18 protein-coding genes, 2 tRNA genes, 1 other RNA gene and 1 other annotated feature are annotated in these 19098 nt (G+C 45.5%); of the genes, 4 read left to right on the top strand and 17 right to left on the bottom strand.

Annotated features, from left to right (window positions below; all coding sequences use genetic code 11):
- Nucleotides 1-50: 50 nt before the first annotated feature.
- Entirely contained in the window at nucleotides 51-953 is a 903-nt protein-coding gene (locus WBS51_RS12795; protein WP_173748114.1) for a DegV family protein, read from the bottom strand.
- A gap of 133 nt (nucleotides 954-1086) precedes the next feature.
- On the opposite strand from WBS51_RS12795, the gene WBS51_RS12790 reads away from it, so the two are divergent.
- The 3 genes from WBS51_RS12790 (at nucleotide 1087) to WBS51_RS12780 (ending at nucleotide 1893) form a co-directional block, all read left to right on the top strand.
- Nucleotides 1087-1638: a TetR/AcrR family transcriptional regulator gene (locus WBS51_RS12790; protein WP_173748112.1), complete on the top strand. Its 552-nt coding sequence runs from the start codon at nucleotides 1087-1089 to the stop codon at nucleotides 1636-1638.
- 62 nt (nucleotides 1639-1700) lie between these two features.
- Nucleotides 1701-1782 (top strand) — tRNA-Tyr (locus WBS51_RS12785).
- Nucleotides 1783-1806: 24 nt separating this feature from the next.
- A tRNA-Leu gene (locus tag WBS51_RS12780) sits at nucleotides 1807-1893 on the top strand.
- A gap of 58 nt (nucleotides 1894-1951) precedes the next feature.
- Here the strand turns inward: WBS51_RS12780 and WBS51_RS12775 are convergent.
- The 16 genes from WBS51_RS12775 to proS form a co-directional block, all read right to left on the bottom strand.
- Entirely contained in the window at nucleotides 1952-2494 is a 543-nt protein-coding gene (locus tag WBS51_RS12775) for a hypothetical protein (protein ID WP_294463342.1), read from the bottom strand.
- Nucleotides 2495-2590: 96 nt separating this feature from the next.
- On the bottom strand, nucleotides 2591-2695 hold the full coding sequence (locus WBS51_RS12770; protein ID WP_294463340.1) for a helix-turn-helix transcriptional regulator: 105 nt from the start codon (nucleotides 2693-2695) through the stop codon (nucleotides 2591-2593).
- Between the two features lie 142 nt (nucleotides 2696-2837).
- Nucleotides 2838-4946 (bottom strand): glycoside hydrolase family 13 protein, encoded by a 2109-nt coding sequence (locus tag WBS51_RS12765; protein WP_173748108.1) that lies wholly within the window; start codon nucleotides 4944-4946, stop codon nucleotides 2838-2840.
- 376 nt (nucleotides 4947-5322) lie between these two features.
- The gene (gene ftsH / locus WBS51_RS12760; RefSeq protein ID WP_226853501.1) at nucleotides 5323-7137 is read right to left on the bottom strand and encodes an ATP-dependent zinc metalloprotease FtsH; all 1815 of its coding nucleotides are present in this window, start codon (nucleotides 7135-7137) and stop codon (nucleotides 5323-5325) included.
- 24 nt (nucleotides 7138-7161) lie between these two features.
- Complete coding sequence (gene hpt, locus WBS51_RS12755; protein WP_173748106.1) at nucleotides 7162-7683, bottom strand: hypoxanthine phosphoribosyltransferase; 522 nt, start codon at nucleotides 7681-7683, stop codon at nucleotides 7162-7164.
- The gene (gene tilS, locus WBS51_RS12750) at nucleotides 7676-9064 is read right to left on the bottom strand and encodes a tRNA lysidine(34) synthetase TilS (RefSeq protein WP_173748104.1); all 1389 of its coding nucleotides are present in this window, start codon (nucleotides 9062-9064) and stop codon (nucleotides 7676-7678) included. Before tilS ends, hpt begins: the two co-directional genes overlap by 8 nt.
- Nucleotides 9065-9071: 7 nt before the next feature.
- On the bottom strand, nucleotides 9072-10556 hold the full coding sequence (locus WBS51_RS12745) for a SpoIIE family protein phosphatase (RefSeq protein ID WP_173748089.1): 1485 nt from the start codon (nucleotides 10554-10556) through the stop codon (nucleotides 9072-9074).
- 124 nt (nucleotides 10557-10680) lie between these two features.
- Nucleotides 10681-10941: an FtsB family cell division protein gene (locus WBS51_RS12740; RefSeq protein WP_173748486.1), complete on the bottom strand. Its 261-nt coding sequence runs from the start codon at nucleotides 10939-10941 to the stop codon at nucleotides 10681-10683.
- Nucleotides 10934-11422, bottom strand: a complete 489-nt coding sequence (gene yabQ, locus WBS51_RS12735) for a spore cortex biosynthesis protein YabQ (protein ID WP_173748087.1) — start codon at nucleotides 11420-11422, stop codon at nucleotides 10934-10936. The genes WBS51_RS12740 and yabQ overlap by 8 nt, the downstream gene beginning before the upstream one ends.
- Before the next feature lie 3 nt (nucleotides 11423-11425).
- Entirely contained in the window at nucleotides 11426-11710 is a 285-nt protein-coding gene (yabP, locus tag WBS51_RS12730) for a sporulation protein YabP (protein ID WP_173748085.1), read from the bottom strand.
- A 72-nt stretch (nucleotides 11711-11782) separates the two neighbouring features.
- A complete protein-coding gene (locus WBS51_RS12725; RefSeq protein ID WP_173748083.1) occupies nucleotides 11783-12022 on the bottom strand; it encodes an RNA-binding S4 domain-containing protein in 240 nt (79 codons plus the stop codon).
- Nucleotides 12023-12132: 110 nt separating this feature from the next.
- Nucleotides 12133-12408: an HU family DNA-binding protein gene (locus tag WBS51_RS12720; protein ID WP_111920462.1), complete on the bottom strand. Its 276-nt coding sequence runs from the start codon at nucleotides 12406-12408 to the stop codon at nucleotides 12133-12135.
- Between the two features lie 176 nt (nucleotides 12409-12584).
- Entirely contained in the window at nucleotides 12585-14321 is a 1737-nt protein-coding gene (locus WBS51_RS12715) for a phospho-sugar mutase (protein ID WP_173748081.1), read from the bottom strand.
- Between the two features lie 106 nt (nucleotides 14322-14427).
- Entirely contained in the window at nucleotides 14428-15408 is a 981-nt protein-coding gene (locus WBS51_RS12710; RefSeq protein ID WP_173748079.1) for a CotS family spore coat protein, read from the bottom strand.
- Between the two features lie 75 nt (nucleotides 15409-15483).
- Nucleotides 15484-16812, bottom strand: coding sequence for a CCA tRNA nucleotidyltransferase (locus tag WBS51_RS12705; RefSeq protein ID WP_173748077.1), 1329 nt, complete (start codon nucleotides 16810-16812; stop codon nucleotides 15484-15486).
- Nucleotides 16813-16814: 2 nt separating this feature from the next.
- Nucleotides 16815-18254 (bottom strand): proline--tRNA ligase, encoded by a 1440-nt coding sequence (proS, locus tag WBS51_RS12700; RefSeq protein WP_173748075.1) that lies wholly within the window; start codon nucleotides 18252-18254, stop codon nucleotides 16815-16817.
- Between the two features lie 101 nt (nucleotides 18255-18355).
- Nucleotides 18356-18596 (bottom strand) — a binding site (T-box leader).
- Between the two features lie 150 nt (nucleotides 18597-18746).
- On the opposite strand from proS, the gene ffs reads away from it, so the two are divergent.
- Nucleotides 18747-19009, top strand: an RNA gene (ffs, locus tag WBS51_RS12695) — signal recognition particle sRNA large type.
- Nucleotides 19010-19098 lie beyond the last annotated feature (89 nt).

Raw genomic sequence — 19098 nt, 5'->3', positions numbered from 1 at the left:
AAGTGGTGGTTTCAGCACAACCTTTTGCCTGCTCAAAAAATATTTCTGACTCAATTTTCCCTCTTACATTTCTTTAAAATCCCCACGCCCAGCGGATACGGCCCCGTATGTACGCCAATGGTGGCTCCAATCTGTATTTCTTCCCAGGACTCCATTTTGCAGCCGTGTTCCCAAAGGGCTGATTTCAGTTCGTCCTTAAATATCTGGTATTCCTCAACAGCCAGCCCCTCCCCGGTTATCAGATTATAGTCCTCCAGGGAAATTTTGTTGCTTTCCACATAGGCAAGAAATTTTTCTATAATTTTATGCAGAGATTTTTTCCTCCCTCTGCAAAGCTCTGTAGAACCCAGTTCTGCATCACAGAAATGGAGAATAGGCTTAATATTCAGCATACTTCCCGCCAGACATGCCGCTTTTCCGATTCTGCCGCCATGCTCCAGATATTTCAGGTCTTTTGTCGTAAAAAAGATATGCCCTGTACTACGGATTTCCTTTAATTTCTCTAAGGCCTCGTCCAACTCCGCCTCTGCATTTCTAAGACCCACGGCCTCTTTTACCAAAAGTCCCTGAAGTCCAGTCACAAGCTGGGAATCCAATATCTCAATTCTGGCTTCCGGAAATTCCTCTTCCAACTCTGCTTTTGCATTGACTGCCGCCTGCATAGAACCGCTGAATGTCTGCGTCAGACAAATGCACAGCACAGGAAGTCCCTGCTCTGCAAACGGGCGGAAAACCTCCATATAATCTTGCACAGAAGGCATGGAGGTTTTAGGATAGCAGTCCGGATTATCGGCCATCTTCTGATAAAAATCTGTAATCTTTGCTTCTTTTCCTTCTTTCAAATAATGCTCCCCGTCAAAGGATACATAAAAAGGCACAATTGAGACCTTTTCTTCTTCTGTATAACGCTCCACCAAATCACAGGAGCTGTCGCTGACAATTCCAAATTTCATTTTCTCCAGCCTTTCTTGCTTTCTTCGCAAATTTTTGTTATTCTTTCTATAAGATAATGTTACGATTGTAACACTAAATCTCTTCTAAAACAACATGCAGCCTTTAAACTGTTACAAAAAGGAGTTTTTGTTCATGAAAACCACATCTGCCTCGAAGGAATTTACCAAAAACTGCATTATGGACGCACTGCTCCAGCTTATGCAGACCCAGGATTACAACTCTATCAGCATTACAGACCTGACCAGCCGCGCCGGGGTATCCCGCATGTCCTACTATCGCCATTACAAATGCAAGGACGACATCCTCATGGACTACATGTACCGTATTGTCAAAGAATATGCCGAGGAACTGCAGGGTCCTTCCTTTCTCTCTGATTTTCAAAGTTATGAACATATCCTATACAGCCTCAAATATCTGCAGAAATACAAGGACTATGTCCTCTGTCTGAAAAAAGCCAATCGAGCTGAGATTCTGCTGAAAGGACTGGATTTATACATGATTTCCGTTACCGCCGCCCAGCAAAGCACCTCTTTGGACAAATACCGGCTTTATTACTATTCCGGCGCACTCTATAACCTTTTTATGCATTGGATAGAAGACGGTATGGAAGAAAGGCCGGAAACCATTGCCTCCCTTGTTTATGACCAGGTGAAAAACCACCGCTTTCCTGACAAAAAATCTTAAAAAATACTTGCATTTTCATTGATGTGTGATATAATTTGAAATGGTCAAAGACAATATGACATGGGCGATTTCCCGAGTGGCCAAAGGGGACAGACTGTAAATCTGCTGGCAACGCCTTCGGTGGTTCGAATCCACCATCGCCCATTGTGTTTCAAAAAGACACAAAATGCCGCAGTGGCGGAACAGGCAGACGCACAGGACTTAAAATCCTGCGGGACTTATACTCCCGTACCAGTTCGATTCTGGTCTGCGGCACTTTGATGATGTGCTTCAAAATCTTGTACAAAGTTGTACATCCTGTCATGGAAACGTACTACTGCTTCCCATAAAAATCTTCGTACAATTCATTTCCTTTTTCAATGATTTCACTCATTTTTTCTTCTGAAACACCCAGTTCCTCTCCCAACTTCTTCGCATCCGCAAAATCACTTTCTGTAAATCCGGATGTGCTTCCTACTACTTTATTATCTTTTTTTGTAATGGCCGAAGCAGAAAACTCATGACTGTCTCTCCACATAATTTCCACATAAGTATCTTCAAGTTCCATATCGCAATACAAATTGCTCAGATGAAAGTTCAAAGTAAAATCCAACAGTCCTGGCATAGATTGATTGGGAACACTATACACCACTCCATCCGCATAATTCATAGAATAGTATCCGTCTCTGTTTTTATAGAAGTCATTTTCCTGTAACTGTTCCGCGAAATTCCCCTCCAATTTACTTTTTGTATGGAAATACACGCATGAATAAATCACAAAACTTCCAACCAGCAATGCAAAAGCACTCGCTATTATCGTCAGCGCCTTTGCATATTTTCTGGTACTCTTTACTTCGCTATCAAATGTTTTTACCATAACCAAATCCTCCTTCAATAAAATATCCAAGGAAATGTGAAAACTATCACTAATCTTTACTATGGTTTCCAAATCCGGATAACTTTTTGAATTCTCCTAATTCGAGATGGTCTGCCTTGAGACGTGAAGCATCTCTGCAAAACTTTCCTGGGACAGATGTGCCTCCTTTCTTATTTTTTGAATATTCTTTCCAAGTGTCATGATAGTTCGCCTCCCTTTACGGAAATTCTATTGAAGAAAATGAATCGTGTCTATCAAAGGCCTTTTACATTGCAAAAATTCCTGTGCAAATATTCTTTGCAGCCCCTGATTTCAAAGGTTTTTCGTCCTATTTTCCAATTTTCTACTCCAGCACACACTTCACCAGGATAGCCCCATGTGCCGGCACCTCGAGATGCAGCACACCGGCCCTGCACTCGTGAATTTTTTTCACCGAACTGTACCCAAAGTCTCCGGTTACCATAAGCTGTCGGAATTTCACCGTTCTGGTTCTCGGAATCCCCAACTCCCATACGGTCAGTTCCACCATTTTCGTCTCACTGGTGTTATTCAGCGTAACCACCATTTTTTCCTTTTCTGTAAATCTTCCGTAGCTTAACTGCTGATAATCATTTGCCAGAAACCGCAGGGATCCTGTAATCAATTCCCGGTTTTCCTTGTGAATCTTTATCATTTCTTTGTGATAAGCAATCAGTTCCTTATCCTCCCGGCCCCAGGGATACGTTCTCCTGTTATCCGGGTCTGTAAAGCCGCACAAGCCCGCCTCGTCGCCGTAATAAATGGTGGGTGCTCCCGGCCAGGTCATCTGGATGGCAACTGCTTCCCGGAAAACCGCTTTATTCACGCCTGTTTCCGCCGCCTCACTTCCCAGAGTTCCCACGCGTCCTACTTTAAAGTTGGTTCTGGTCAGAAATCTGGAATGGTCATGATTGGAAAGCTCATTCATAGCTGTCATGAGAGACGGCCCATAGAAGCTGGCCATATGATACTTCATTGCCCCGATAAAGCTGTCACTGTTTCCATACATGCCCTCATTGTATTCGTCGCTGTGCTTCTCCATTCCGGTGAGGAACCAGGTCACCGGCTCCATAAAGGCGTCATAATTCATGACGGTATCCCACTGGTCTCCTTCCAGCCAGGGCCTTGCATCTCCGTAATGCTCTGCCAGAATAATGGCATTGGGATTTGCTTCCTTTACATTTTTTCGGAAATCCCGCCAGAACTGATGATTGTACGCGTCACTGTGTCCCAAATCAGCCGCCACATCCAGACGCCAGCCATCTGCATTATAAGGCGGGGAAACCCATTTTCTTCCTATATGCATAATGTAATCATACAATTCCTTTGATTCCTCATAATTCAGCTTAGGCAGGGTAGCATGTCCCCACCACCCGTCGTAATCCTGATTATAAGGCCAGCCATTGGGATTGTTGAAGCGGAAAAAGGAGCGGTACGGGCTGTCCGCGGACACATAGGCCCCCTTTTCATACCCCTGCTGGTTTTCGTAAATCCGCTCTCTGTCCAGCCACTTATTAAAGGAACCACAGTGATTGAACACACCGTCTAAAATTACCTTCATTCCTCTTTTATGAATTTCTTCCACCACTTCTGCGAAGAAGGCATTGCTGGCTTCCAGATTATCCTTTCCGGTCACACGGCAGATATAACGGGAAGCATGGGAATTGTCCTTATCCCAGTCTGCCAGCACCTCACCTCCATCATGGACAATTTTCCCATAATGAGGGTCAATGTAGTCATAATCCTGAATGTCATATTTGTGATTGGAGGGGGATACAAACAGCGGGTTGAAATAAATAACCTCCACGCCCAAATCCTGGAGATAGTCCAGTTTATCCATGACCCCCTGCAAATCCCCTCCATAAAAGTCCCTGACGTCCATAGCCTGGGGCGGACGGTTCCAGTCTTCTATCTTCTGTACTTTTTCATTAATATAACAATACTCTCCGGTTACCACATCATTGGACGGATCGCCGTTACAGAACCGGTCTGTAAAAATCTGATACATGACGGCTCCCTTGGCCCAGTCCGGCGTTTGAAATCCCGGCACAATCCCGAAGGAATAATGCTCATCTATCTCCCTGGTAATCCCTGCCTGGTTATAATAGCAGTGGATTTTTCCGGAAATAATCTCAAAAAAATAACGGATTGATTCGTTCTGCAGTTCTACGTCTGTTCCGTAATAATCAAAACCGTCTTTTGTATTTATCAGCTTCATCTGCTGTTTTTTTTCTCCTGATACCAGATAAACGGCATCTACGTTCTTCTCCTTTGTCCGGATACGGATATTCACCGTATCTCCCGGTTCCGGTTCTGCCGGCGTCCGGTAATTTTCCGTTTCATCGCTGAACACGGCACGTTTATGAAAAGCCGAGCGCATATTTGCCACATATTCCTGAATCCTTTTTGTTTCTGCCAGATTATTGTAATCCATACTGAATCCTCTCTATTCTCGCGCAAAGCACAGAAATATTTCCTGATTTGCCGAATTTCTGTCATGCTTTTATTTTATCCCACCCAATCTGCATATACAACTACTTTTTCCCGAAAACATCATCTTTTCACAACTTTTCCGGATAAAGTAAAAACGCCAATCTTTCGACTGGCGTTTTTGGAGAAGGTATTTCTTCTTATGGGGTGTAGCAAAAACTATATAATGTATTGGGGGGTTTTTACAGTTATTATAATACCATGGAGGCCTGAAAAAGTCTGCACAATCTTCTATTTTTTTGAAAGTTTTTTTTGACCAATTTCAACATAACCGGTTCTTTTCATTTTTTATTTTTCCCAGTATCCTGCACAAAACCCGTCTAAAACAAGGCTTCAAACTCTTCCCTGCCGATTTTTTCCTTCTCGATTAAAAGTTCTGCACACTTATGCAATACATCTTCATGCTCCTGCAGAATCTTCTTTGCCTTTGCATAAGATTCGTCAATAATACGTTTCACTTCACTGTCAATGAGAGAAGCTGTTTCCTCCGCATAATTTCTGGTGTGTGCCAAATCTCTTCCAATGAAAACTTCATCTTCATCACTTCCATAGTGGATCATGCCCACTTTCTCGGACATCCCGTACTGTGTCACCATGGCTCTGGCCATCTGGCTGGCCTGCTTAATGTCCTGTGAAGCCCCGGTTGTGATGTCACCGAAAATCAACTCTTCTGCAATTCGTCCGCCCAGAGATACCACAATATTCTCCAGCATTTTATTTTTGCTGTTAAACATTTCATCTTTTCCCGGCAGCGGCATGGTATAACCGGCAGCTCCCATGCCTGTAGGAATAATGGAAATGGTATGCACCGGCTCCATTTCCGGCAGCACATGGAATAAAATGGCATGACCTGCCTCATGGTAAGCAGTAATCTTCTTTTCTTTCTCGGAAATAACCCGGCTCTTTTTCTCCGCACCGATTCCGGTCTTGATAAAAGCCTGGCGAATATCGTTCTGATTAATAAAATATCTGCCGTCCTTTGCCGTGAGAATCGCTGCCTCATTCATCAGGTTCTCCAAATCCGCACCTGTATAACCGGCTGTGGTTCTCGCCACTTCTTCCAGGTCTACGTCTTCCCCTAAAGGTTTCTTGGCAGCATGCACCTTGAGAATTTCTTCTCTTCCCTTGATATCCGGTCTGCCTACCCCTACCTTACGGTCAAAACGGCCCGGACGCAGAATCGCAGGGTCTAAAATATCCACACGGTTGGTCGCTGACATGACAATAATACCTTCATTGACTCCAAATCCATCCATTTCTACCAAAAGCTGGTTTAAAGTCTGTTCTCTCTCGTCATGTCCGCCTCCCATACCTGTACCTCTTCGTCTGGCCACAGCGTCAATTTCGTCAATAAAAATAATACAGGGAGCATTTTTCTTGGCTTCTTCAAATAAGTCCCGGACTCTGGAAGCGCCCACACCAACGAACATTTCCACAAAGTCAGAACCGGAAATTGAGAAAAACGGTACCCCGGCTTCTCCTGCCACGGCTTTTGCCAGAAGGGTTTTACCGGTTCCCGGAGGGCCCACCAGAAGTACGCCTTTGGGAATTCTGGCTCCTACCTTCACATATTTCTGGGGTTCTTTTAAGAAATCTACGATTTCTTCCAGCTCCTCTTTTTCTTCCTGCAGTCCTGCCACGTCTTTAAAGGTTACCTTCTTATCCTCATCCGTAGACATTCTGGCACGGCTTTTTCCGAAATTCATCATCTTGGCATTGCTTCCGCCTCCGGACATCTGCCGGTTCATCATGCCAAAGAGGAAGAACAGCATCACGCCTGTAAGTCCAAGGGACAAAATAGACGTCAGAAGGGTATTGTCTCCAGGTACATCTCCCACCTTCACAGAAATATCCTCCCCGGACTTTTCCACCATTTCCTGTATTTCTTTTACATCCAGCGCCGTAAATTCTTTTTCCTCTCCTGTTTTCAGGCGCACCAGTATTTTACCTGTGGGCACCTCTCTGTTGGGCCGTATATAAACCTCTGTCACCTGATTCTTTTCCATCGCCTGGTTTAATTCCTCCAGAGAATAATCATTTCTCTGGGTAAACCGGCTGATAAGGCCTCCGCCGATACACAGGAGCAGGGTCAAAAACACCACAGGCATTATCCAGCTTCTTGACTGTCTCTCCACCTTGTTGTTCTCCTTTCTGAAAGCTTACAGTTCTACCACTCCGATGTAAGGCAGGTTTCTGTATTTCTGTGCATAATCCAGTCCATATCCTACCACAAATTCATCCGGGATATTGAAGCACACATAATCCACCTTCACATCTTTTACTCTGCGTTCCGGCTTATCCAGAAGGGTACACAGACGCAGGCTCTTGGGATTTCTCTGTTTGAGAATTTCTATGAGATGGCTAAGCGTACGTCCGGAGTCAATAATGTCCTCCACAATCAGCACATCTTTTCCTTCAATGGTTTCATCCAAATCCTTTACAATGCGGACCACACCGCTGGAACTGGTATCGTCTCCATAGCTGGACACAGACATAAAATCCATGCTTACCGGCACTGTAATTCTCTTGGCCAGTTCACATGTAAAGAATACGCCTCCCTTTAACACACAAATCAGATGTACGCATTTTCCTTCGTAATCTTTGCTGATTTGCTCTCCGATTTCACGGATTTTACGGTCTACTTCCTCTTCGCTTAATAACTGACGAATTTTTTCACTCATCTTCGTTTACTCCTTTTACCTGTACTTTTAATACTTGTTTTGTCTGACTGGTAACTTTATAATATTCGCTTATGCGGTATCCCACAATCCACAGAATATGGGAACCGTCTGCCAGAAGAGTGAGTTCTTCTCTCTTCTCTCTTGGAATCTTACAGTCAATAAAATAGTCCTTCAGCTTTTTTCTTCCCCCCTGCGCATTTACAGTAAGAAAATCACCGGTTTTCCGGTGTCTGATTTCCAGACTACTCCTTATTCTATCATAATCAAACCATTTCGTATATGTTTTTTCCTCAATTTGCCCCTTTTCCCAGGGCAGTATCTGAAATTCCATTTCACAGAGCGTTTTTTCCCTCTCGTTCCCATAAATGATATGAACATCTCCGTAGACCTGACGGGCCAAAAGCCCGCCGGGCAGAGACAGGGAAGTACCGGTGCGCCCCTTGGCCAAATCCAGCACCTCCTGAATATGTGTGGACGTAAGATTCTTTCTTCCCCCCGCAGCCCGGGACAATACTTCCCTCACCACATAAGACTGCATCAATTCTTTTTCCCCGAAAAGTTCTTTGCGGATACCATATCCGTTCTTTTCCGGTTCTACATGGGCTTTATACAGTATGTGCGCCTGGCTTTGCAGATATTCTTCTATCTGCAGCATAGTCCCGGCTGTATGCCCGATATGCTGCACCGCTGCCGGATTCATGCTCTCCAGCACCGGAATCACCTGATGGCGAAGTTTATTTCGGGTATATTCCGTTTCCAAATTGGTACTGTCTGTCATCCAGGTAATCTGCTGTGCTCTTAAAAATTCTTCAATTTCATTTCTGGAAACCTCCAGAAGAGGTCGGATATACCACAGGCTCCCCTGCTCTGTATCCGTGTCCCATACGGGGCGGATTCCCCCAAGCCCCGCTGCACCTGTGCCGCGTATCAGATTGTGAAGCACGGTTTCCGCATTGTCATTTTCATGGTGTGCCAGAGCAATCTGTACCTTTTTTCCTCCGCTCCCCCCTTGCGGCTTCCCGTATTCCCCTGCCAATTTCTCAAATGCTGTTCTTCTGGCCTCTCTTCCCGCTTCTTCTAAGGACAGCTTCTTTTCGGCAGCCATACGGGGTACATCTGCAGCATATACCCGGAAAGGTACCTGGAGTTCTTCGCAGATTTTTTCTGAGAAGTTCTGGTCCCGCAGGGCTTCCCCTCCCCGAATTCCATGATTGACATGCAGGGCACAAAGGGAAAATTCCCGTCTTTTCTGATACTTCTTTAATAAAAACAACAGGCATACCGAATCCGCACCACCGGAAATTCCGACTATGACCTGGCTGCCCGTTTCTATCATGTTGTATTTCTCTATATAGGAAAACACCTTTTCTTCCATGTTCATTTTATTCTTACTTCCTCCATAGTCCTGCCGTAAGAACCGTCATATCGTCTGTAGCTCTGTATTCGCTGTATGTAAGCACCCGTTCCAGAATCCCTCTGCCCAGTTCCTGCGCTGCACTTGCACGAGTCTGGAGAATAATTTCTTTCATCAGTTCCTCCGGTTCTTCCGGCGGCAGCGCATCCAGCACTCCGTCTGTCACCATAATCAGAAAATCCCCCTCATACAGCTTCTTGGCCGAGGATTCAAAGTCTGCCTGCTGCACCAGCCCCAGAGCCAGACTGGTAGAGGAAATGGCTTCTACCCAGTGGTCCCGCTTAATAAATGTGGTTGCCGCTCCTGCTTTGAGAAAATGGCACACACCGGAATACAAATCCACCATGGAAATATCCACAGTAGAAAATCTGCCGTTGCGGCTTTTCAGATTCAGTACTGAATTTACCATTTTTGCCGCCGTCTCTCCGGAAAATCCCGCTTCTACCAACTGCTCCAGAGTATCCACAATACTCTCACTCTCCCGGCACGCCTCAATCCCGGAACCCATACCGTCAGAAAGACACATGAAAAACTGCCCGTTCTCCTCCGTGGCACAGGTATAATTGTCTCCGGAAATGGTTTCTTTTTCCTTGGTTATCTTCACAGCCCCGTAGAGCATTTTGAAATTGACTTCCTCTGCAAATCCCATAATGGCAAAGTCCCTGTTAATGAGGGTTTTCCCCTCCGCCCTGGCAACCATGCGGCTGCCGCACATGCCGGAGAGAACGGCCGCCGCCTCTCCTGATGAAATGCAGCCGCCTTTTGTCTTTAATTCCGCATAGTACCGAACTTTTCCGTCCGGCAGGTCCAGGCTCCACACGTTCCGCACCAGAATATGTTTCTTCTTCAGTCTTCTGGCAAATTCTTCCCGAAACTGCACGTCCACCTCTGCCACATCAAATAAATCTCTGGAAAGGCTCTTCATCAGCTGCGCCATCTCAGAAAGCTGCTCTGCCACAGCCACACGGTTCTCCAGAAGCTTGTTATTCCAGATAAGATTCTGCCTCTCCCGTTCTACCATTCTCTGCAGTTCCTGCACCAGTTTTCCCTGGCTGATACAGACCTCCATCAAATCCGCCTTGGCCTTTCGGAACTCTTCCTCGTCATTTTCTTCCAGGACGCGAATCAGATGATAAACGCTCTGATAGGACTGGACAGAATGTTGAATCCAGCAAGTCTGGTGCAGATGACACCTGCGGCACAGCCCTTCCTGTACCTCTGTCACCATGGCGTCGACCTCTGAACTGGAGAGATAATCTTTCCGGTAAGGCAGACCATAGAAGCTGTCCGCCAGCTTTTGAAAAGAATCTGCATAGCGCTGCATTTTTTCTTTTTGCGGGTGCTGGTCATAAGCCAGAGTTGCCGCACTTTTCTTCATCTCTGAAAAAATAGTTTTTGCCATGTCCCGTAATATAAGCAGTACGCTGATTACGAGCATGGCAATTATCCATTCCTGCATCTCGTTCCCTCCCTGCATAAGCAACCGCTATCCATGGAGTATTATAGATGCTTTTGTTTTCAAACTTTGTCAAAAACCGTCTTCCCGTCCGGAAAACTTTCAGACAAAATCCGTCTTTTGTTTTCTACTTTTCCTCTTCTTTAAATACAATTTCGTTGTCTTTCACAAGACCCAGCTTTTCTCTGGCTACCTCTGCCACATACTCATCCGTGTCCATACGCTCTTTTGTCTCATCAATTTCCTTTGTACGCTCGTTTTCCTCGTCAATCTGGCTCTGCACTTCTTTCATTTCTGTCTTACAGTCCGAAATCTGCTGCTGCAGATTCAGGCTCATGGTCATCATGGCAATAAACAGGACACCGACTACAAAAGTAATACTAAGCATCGCGATTCCGTTCTGGTTCATTCTTTTTTTTCTTTTTTTCATTTTTCCATTTCCTGATTTTCTGCATAACTTTTGCTTCATATAGAGAGATTTTAACTCTATCCCATAAAAATTTCAACCTTTTTCTCCACTTTCTCAAGGGGTTTATAAGAACTCCCAGAAAATGAAAAATCTTTCGGAGCACTTTTGGCAGCCAGGTCACCAGAACGCTTCCGGGACCTGCATGGAAGACAAAGCCGCCAAGGAACACGGCCAGAAGGGCATACGTCCGAATCACACCGTCATTTTCCCTGTAAATCATACCAAAAAGATAAATCCCGGCACAGCACCAGTACAAAATGTCCTCCGCACCGGTCAAAAAGGGGCTGTGGGACACCAGCCTGCGAAAAATACGAAGGAGGTCATAGCCTGCAGCCAGGCAGGCTCCGGCCCAGAAAGCCCGGCAGAAGAAAAGCAGTTCCTCATGCATATAGGCGCTCACGGTTTATCCCAGAAGCCTTTTCAGCATACCTTCTCCGCCCTTCATCTTTGCAGTGCCCTGGCTGTACAGCAGACTGTCCACCCGGCCTGCAAGGTCTACCTCCTGTTTTTCCAAATCCAGCCTGGTCACATGGAGGTCTTCACCTTTCACAGTAAGTACTCCTGCCTCGGTTACCAGACTGATTTCCTTTTCGTCAAAAGAATTTACATCCTTCACCCCTGTGACACTCCCTGTATTTCTGTCTGTAAGCTGGATTTTATGAACTGCTTTTCGCTGTTTTTCTTCCAAAACCGACTTCCCCCATACACTTCTTCCTGAACCATTATATGGGAAAAGCAAGACAGATATACCTGCCCTCTCTTAGAGATATTGAAACAACTCTGCAGCAGCCTCTTTCTTCACTGTTTCCTGTACGTCCAGCACTTCTACCCGGACGTTTTTGCTTCCAAAGCGGATTTCCAGAATATCTCCTGCCTTTACCTGAGCCGACGCCTTGGCAGGTTTGTCGTTAATCAGTACCCTTCCCGCGTCGCAGGCCTCGTTGGCTACGGTTCTGCGCTTAATCAGACGGGATACTTTCAAATATTTGTCAAGTCTCATACTCTCACTCCTTTACCAAGAGCCTTCTTTTCATTTCCTGTACGCAAATGAAAAGAAGCTGTCACATCCTGAAATGCAACAGCTTTCCTTGCCTAAAATAAATAAGTTGCTTATGCGTTTACTAAATCTTTTAAAGCTTTTCCTGCTTTGAACTTTGGAGATTTAGATGCTGCAATTGTCATTGTTTCACCTGTCTGAGGATTTCTTCCTTCTCTTGCTGCTCTTTCAGAAACTTCAAAAGTACCGAATCCAACTAACTGGATTTTTTCACCTTTCTGCATTTCTTCTGATACAACATCAATGAAAGCCTTTAAAGCTGATTCTGCATCTTTTTTAGATAACTGTGATTTTTCTGCCATAGCAGCAACTAATTCTGTTCTGTTCATGAGTATTTCCTCCTAAATAATTTAGCCTTGCAGAAAAAGCCTGCCGTGGCGGCCTATCCTGCTTCTGATAATCTCTTATAGTTACCGCCTATTCGCGCGGTCTACAGATATTTATACCTTGTTTCTACAGGTTTGTCAAGCATATTACCGTGTTCTTCACAGGACATTTACGGTATTTACATCATTTTGTCAATCAGTTCTTTCACTTCGTTTCCAAGTGCTGCGGATTTTGCATCTGCATCCTCTAAAGAAGTGCCTTTGATACCGTAATAAATCTTAATTTTCGGTTCCGTACCGGAAGGACGAACGCAAACCCAGGCATCATCATTTAAGTCATAATACAGCACATTGGAGTTTGGAAGACCGGTTGCCTTCACTTCCTTTGTTTCCATATCCACAATAGTGTCTGCCTTGTAATCTCTTGCGGAAAGCACCTTGTAATCACCAATCTCTGCCGGCGGGTTCTTTCTCAGGTTTTCCAGGATGGTCTGAATCTTTTCCAGTCCTTCGATGCCTTTTAAGGTAATGGACTGAATGTCGTCTTTATAGTAACCGTATTTTTCATACATTTCAATCATGGCGTCCCAAAGAGTCATGTTTTTGGTTTTATAGTAAGCGGCTGCTTCGCACAAAGCCATAGTAGCCACAATAGCGTCTTTATCTCTTGCATGGGTACCGATAAGGCAGCCGTAGCTTTCCTCAAAGCCAAACAGGTAAGTCCCCTCCCCTTTGGTCTCAAAGCCCAGAATCTGCTGTCCGATGTACTTAAATCCGGTCAGTACTTCGATAAATTTCACGCCGTAATGTTTTGCAATGGCAGCGGCCATATTGGTGGTAACAATGGTGGAAATCATTGCGCCGTCAGCCGGAAGTGTGCCGTTTACCGCTTTTCTCTGTCCGATTTCATAATCGGCCAGCAGACAGCCGGACATATTTCCGGTCAGGGTGTGGTATTCCCCTGTCTTGCTGTCTTTTACACGGACACCCAGACGGTCTGCGTCAGGATCGGTTGCCAGTACCAGGTCTGCGTCCACTTCTTTGGCCAGTTTCAGACCCAGGTCAAAGGCTTCGTCTGCTTCCGGGTTGGGATAGCTGACAGTAGGGAATTCTCCGTCAGGCAGTTCCTGCTCTTTTACCACATAGACATGTTCAAATCCCAGCTCTTTTAATACACGTCTTGCAGGAATATTTCCTGTGCCGTGCAGAGGGCTGTACACAATTTTCAGTTCTTTTGCCATGGCTTTGATAGCGTCCATATGAATCACCTGGCTCTTTAACTCTTCCATGTAAGCATCGTCAATTTCCTGTCCGATGACTACGAAAAGTCCTGCTGCCTTTGCAGCTTCTTCGTCCATGGTTTTCACGGTATTATAATCTGTTACTTTCTGCACTTCTCCCATAATACCGGAGTCATGAGGCGGTGTAATCTGTGCGCCGTCTTCCCAGTATACTTTATAGCCGTTGTATTCCGGCGGGTTATGGCTTGCAGTGATGTTAATACCTGCAATACATCCTAATTTGCGCACAGCAAAAGACAGTTCCGGTGTGGGTCTTAACGAATCAAAAATATAAGCTTTCACGCCATTGGCTGCCAGGCAGAGGGCTGCTTCTTTTGCAAACTCCGGTGACATACGGCGGGAATCATGGGCAATGGCAACGCCCTTGGCCTGTCCGCCCACGGCTGCAATATAATTTGCCAGTCCCTGTGTTGTCTTTCTCACCGTGTAAATATTCATACGGTTTGTACCTGCACCAATGACACCGCGCAAACCGGCTGTACCAAACTCCAGATCTTTATAAAAACGTTCTTTAATCTCATTTTCATCCTTTTCAATGGCTTTCAGTTCTGCTTTTGTATTTTCGTCAAAATACGGATTGGCAAGCCACTCTTCATAAAGTTTTTTGTAGTCCATCTCTATTACCTCCCTGTGCAGCTTTCTTTTGCCGCGCAATTCTTTTTGTGGTTATTATACACTATCATAGGTCAAAATTCAAATACTGCACAGGCATTTGTCACATTTACATCCCTGTTTTTTCTGAAAAATTTCGCCATTTGTCGTGTTGTGACGTGATTTTCTTTAATTTTTCCACATTTTTTTCCGAAATCCACGCCTTATTGTGCGTGTAATAATAATTAGCCAATTTCCAGTATTTCTCCGGATAGGAAAAACGAATGGACAGATATTCTCTCTCCTCTTTAGAAAGCGGGCGGATTTCTTCATACGTCTCCAGAAGCTTTTCCCCCAGTTTTCTGTCCCAGTCATATTTTTCCATAATTTTCCTCATAAACTGATATAAGTCTGCTACCTGTACATCGAAGCTCCATTTATCAAAATTCGTCACTGCCGCATGTTCATGGTCTTTTAAAATCCAGACGTTATGCTGATTATATTCCCCGTGGCAGACCGTACCCTCCCCCAAAGCATGCTCACGCAGTTTCTCATATCCGGAGGACTCCAGCCTGTCAAGGGCTGTCTCTCCATGCTGCAGAAAGCACTGGATACTGTCCAGAAACTGCAGTTCAAAATCATTCTTTTTTTTCTTGGCGGACACAAATTTTCTGATTTTGCGAAGTTCCGCATTGTGCCTTCTGTATTCCTGGGACAGGGATTCCCGGACATAATGCTCCTGCACCGGCATTTTCATTACTTTATGTAAACTTGCCAGAGCAGCCGCCCCGGTACAGATGTCCTCTTCACATCTGGTATCACACTCTCTCCCCTCATACCACCGCTTCACAATATACGGCACATTCTCCTTGTCCAAAGACATATAGCCGCCTTCCAGATTGGGCAGAATTTCGTCTGTCAGCACCTGGCTTTTCCCGGAAATATCGGACAAAAGAAGAGCCTGGCATTCCAATTTTCTGGGTGTACCGCCAAACTCTTTTATCAGCACTCTTCCCTGTCCTGTTTCACAGACAAGGGCTCCTCTTGTGCGGTACACGGCATTGGACTCCAGGCCGTATTGCTCTAAGACACTTAATCCACGGTCATACACTCGCTTCTCCCCCTTTTATTCTTGCTTCGCGCTCTTTTCATTCTATGCACGAAACCTGGGGGTTAGAAGCCGTGTTCACAAGGATTCTCTTACCTTTGAGAGCAGATATTCTTTTGTATTTTTCTCCGGGTCTTCCAGAACCAGTTCCAGAAAGGCATTTAAGGTATCTCCTATTTCTTTTCCCGGCTTCATGCCTGCGGCAATCAGGTCTTTTCCGGACACTGCCAACATCTTTACGGAAATGCACTCCTGCTTTCTCTGGATTTCTTCATAGAGCCTGCGGCTCTCTTCCAGTCTTTCCAGCTTTTCCTCTCTGCGGTATTCGCTCTGAGCCAGCACATCCGCCCTGCGGATTTTCAAAAGTACGGGAAACAGCTCTGCATCCATTTTGCTCAAAGCCCGTCTAAGAGACCTTGGCGTACACTCCCATGGACATTCATGCCAGGATACCAGCTCCGTCACCTTTCGAATGGTATCATTGTCGAACCGCAGCCTGCGCAGGATTTTTCTCGCCAGTTCTGCGCTTACTTTGGGATGTCCATGGAAATGGTCAAGACCCTGCTCGTCTGTGGTCCGCATGGCCGGTTTTCCCATATCGTGAAACAGTACAGCCAGCCGCTGCACCTTGTCCGCTTCTGTGTATTCCAGCGCCTTTAAGGTATGTTCCCCTACGCTGTAACAGTGGTGCGGTGTATTCTGAGGGGTTTCCATCATGGCATCAAACTCCGGCAGCACAATTTGGGTGATTCCCAGTTCCCACGCAGTTTTCAGATACTGGGGATGAGCGGAGACCAAAAGCTTCACCAGTTCTGTCTGTATCCGTTCCGCACTGATTTTCTCCAGGGTAGGTGCAAGCGCCTTTGCCCAATATGCAGTATCTTTTTCTATGGCAAATCCAAGCTGTGCAGAAAACCGTACGGCTCTTAAAATCCGCAGGGCGTCTTCTGTAAATCTCTCCCGTGGATTTCCCACACACCGGACAATTTGGCTCTCCAGATCCCGGATTCCGCCAAACACATCCACCAGACCCGTTTCATCATTGTACGCCATAGCGTTGATGGTAAAATCTCTGCGTTTTAAATCCTCTTCCAGATTTCCCGTGAAAATCACTTCCTTGGGGTGGCGGCTGTCTTCATACTCCCCGTCAATCCGGTAAGTGGTAACCTCAAAGCCTTCCTTTTCCATAAGCACGGTTACAGTTCCATGCTGCAGGCCCGTGTCCACGGTTCTTTTGAAAATTTCCTTTACTTCCATAGGCTTTGCAGAAGTGGTAATATCCCAATCTGCGGGAGAACGGTCAAGGAGGCTGTCACGAACACAGCCTCCTACCGCATAAGCATCATATCCCTGTTCCTGCAAAGTCCTGATAATCCTCTGTACCTTTTTCGGAACTTCAAGCTTCATAATTAATATGCACGCCCCCAGTAAACCATTTTTTTGGCCGGTTTTCCGCAGACAACACACTTATCAGACAGATTTTCCTGCTCAAAAGGAATACATCTGGAGGTTGCCTGTACGTCTTCTTTAATCTTATCCTCACATTCTCTGCAGCCGCACCACATCGCTTTCACAAAGCCCGGTTTTTCTTCCACGGTCTTCTGAAAGCTTTCGTAATCTGTCGCTTCATAAGTGTGCGCTTCTCTGTGTGTTCTGGCTCTCTCCAGCATGTCCTTCTGCATGGTATCCAGAATCTGCTGTACGCTTTCTGCCAGATTATCAAGAGAAACCGTAATCTTTTCTCTGGTATCTCTTCTTACTACAACGGCCTGATTGGCTTCCATATCTTTAGGACCACATTCGATACGAACCGGAATACCTCTCATTTCCTGCTCTGCGAACTTGAATCCCGGACTCTTGTCTGTCACGTCTGTCTTCACGCGGATACCTGCTGCCTTTAACTGTGTCTCCAGCTTCCGGGCATTTTCCAGCACGCCTTCTTTTCTCTGCTGAATCGGAATGATAACTGCCTGCACGGGAGCAATTCTCGGCGGCAGTACCAGACCGCTGTTGTCCCCGTGTACCATGATAATTGCGCCAATCATACGGGTTGTCATACCCCAGGAAGTCTGGTGTACATACTGCAGTTTATTTTCCTTATCTGTATACTGAATACCGAAAGCCTTTGCAAAGCCGTCGCCGAAATTGTGGCTGGTACCGGACTGCAGCGCCTTTCCGTCATGCATAAGGGATTCAATGGTATAAGTAGCCTCTGCACCTGCAAATTTCTCTTTGTCTGTTTTCTTTCCCTTGATAACCGGAATCGCCAGCACTTCTTCGCAGAAATCTGCATAAATGTTCAGCATCTGTATCGTTCTTGCCTCTGCCTCTTCTGCAGTTGCATGTGCGGTATGTCCTTCCTGCCACAGAAATTCTCTGGAACGAAGGAACGGTCTTGTGGTTTTTTCCCAGCGCACAACCGAACACCACTGGTTATACACCTTTGGCAAATCTCTGTGGGATTGAATTTCTTTTGCATAGAAATCGCAGAACAGAGTTTCTGAAGTAGGACGCACACAAAGTCTTTCCTGCAATGGTTCCAGACCTCCGTGTGTTACCCATGCCACTTCCGGCGCAAAACCTTCTACATGGTCTTTTTCCTTCTGTAAGAGACTTTCCGGAATAAACATAGGCAGATATACGTTCTCCACCCCTGTTTCCTTAAATCTTCTGTCCAGTTCGTGCTGAATGTTTTCCCAGATTGCGTAGCCTGCCGGTTTGATAACCATACAGCCTTTTACACTGGTGTAATCAATCAAGTCCGCTTTCTTTACTACGTCTGTGTACCATTGCGCAAAATCTTCTTCCATAGAGGTAATGGCCTCTACCAGCTTTTTGTTGTTTGCCATAACATTTCTCCTTTTTTCTTATTTGCTTCTTTGTAAGTGTGTCTCCGGCGCAGCGTGTGCTTTCTTAAATAAAAATAAAAAAAGACACGCTCAGCCCTGTTATCAGGGACCGATATGTCTTCGTCTCGGCGGTACCACCCTTCTTAGCCGTCCTGTCTTTCTCTTCTATATCTAAAATCCGGACTGCTCACTTCCTTTGCTCTTTTAACGCCAAAGCCCGCGTTCTGCTTTTCGCAGACAGCTCCAAGGCAGGTTCTGTATACTTCCCACAAAAGCCTTTCACCGGACGGCTTTCTCTCTTTGGAGTTCCGTGTACATACTATTCCTCTTCTTCGCCTCTTTGATATTTTATCCAATTCAAGGGCAGAGGTGTTTCTGAATCTATATGAAAAACCTTCTGCTATTTTGAATTTTATTGGAATTTGAAGCGTTTGTCAAGAGGCGGCACATATTTGTTGACAAATCTTTGAAAACCCGTTATACTGTAAACTACCGTGCAGCCGGGGAGATAGCGGTGCCCTGTACCTGCAATCCGCTACAGCAGGGGTGTTGCCAAACCGAGGGATTTCTTCTTGTGAAGCTGCCCTCTATAAGTGGCGTTGACGTTTGGGTCTTACGCAACAGGAATCTGTGAACCGTGTCAGGGCAGGAATGCAGCAGCACTAAGCAGAAGCTCTTGTGTGCCGTGAGGGTGCCTGGGCCGAGTTAACTGTAGAGGTAACGTTCATGAGAGAATTTCGAAGGGCGGCGCACGGTGAAAAAATTTGAATTACGTTCTGATAACACATTTCCAGTGGCAGATAATCCTGCTTATATTTCCACTTTCTATTGCATAAACTGAAAA

The organism is Blautia acetica (genome assembly GCF_038739805.1).
Lineage (GTDB): Bacteria > Bacillota > Clostridia > Lachnospirales > Lachnospiraceae > Blautia.
This window is presented reverse-complemented; position numbering and strand designations above follow the sequence as displayed.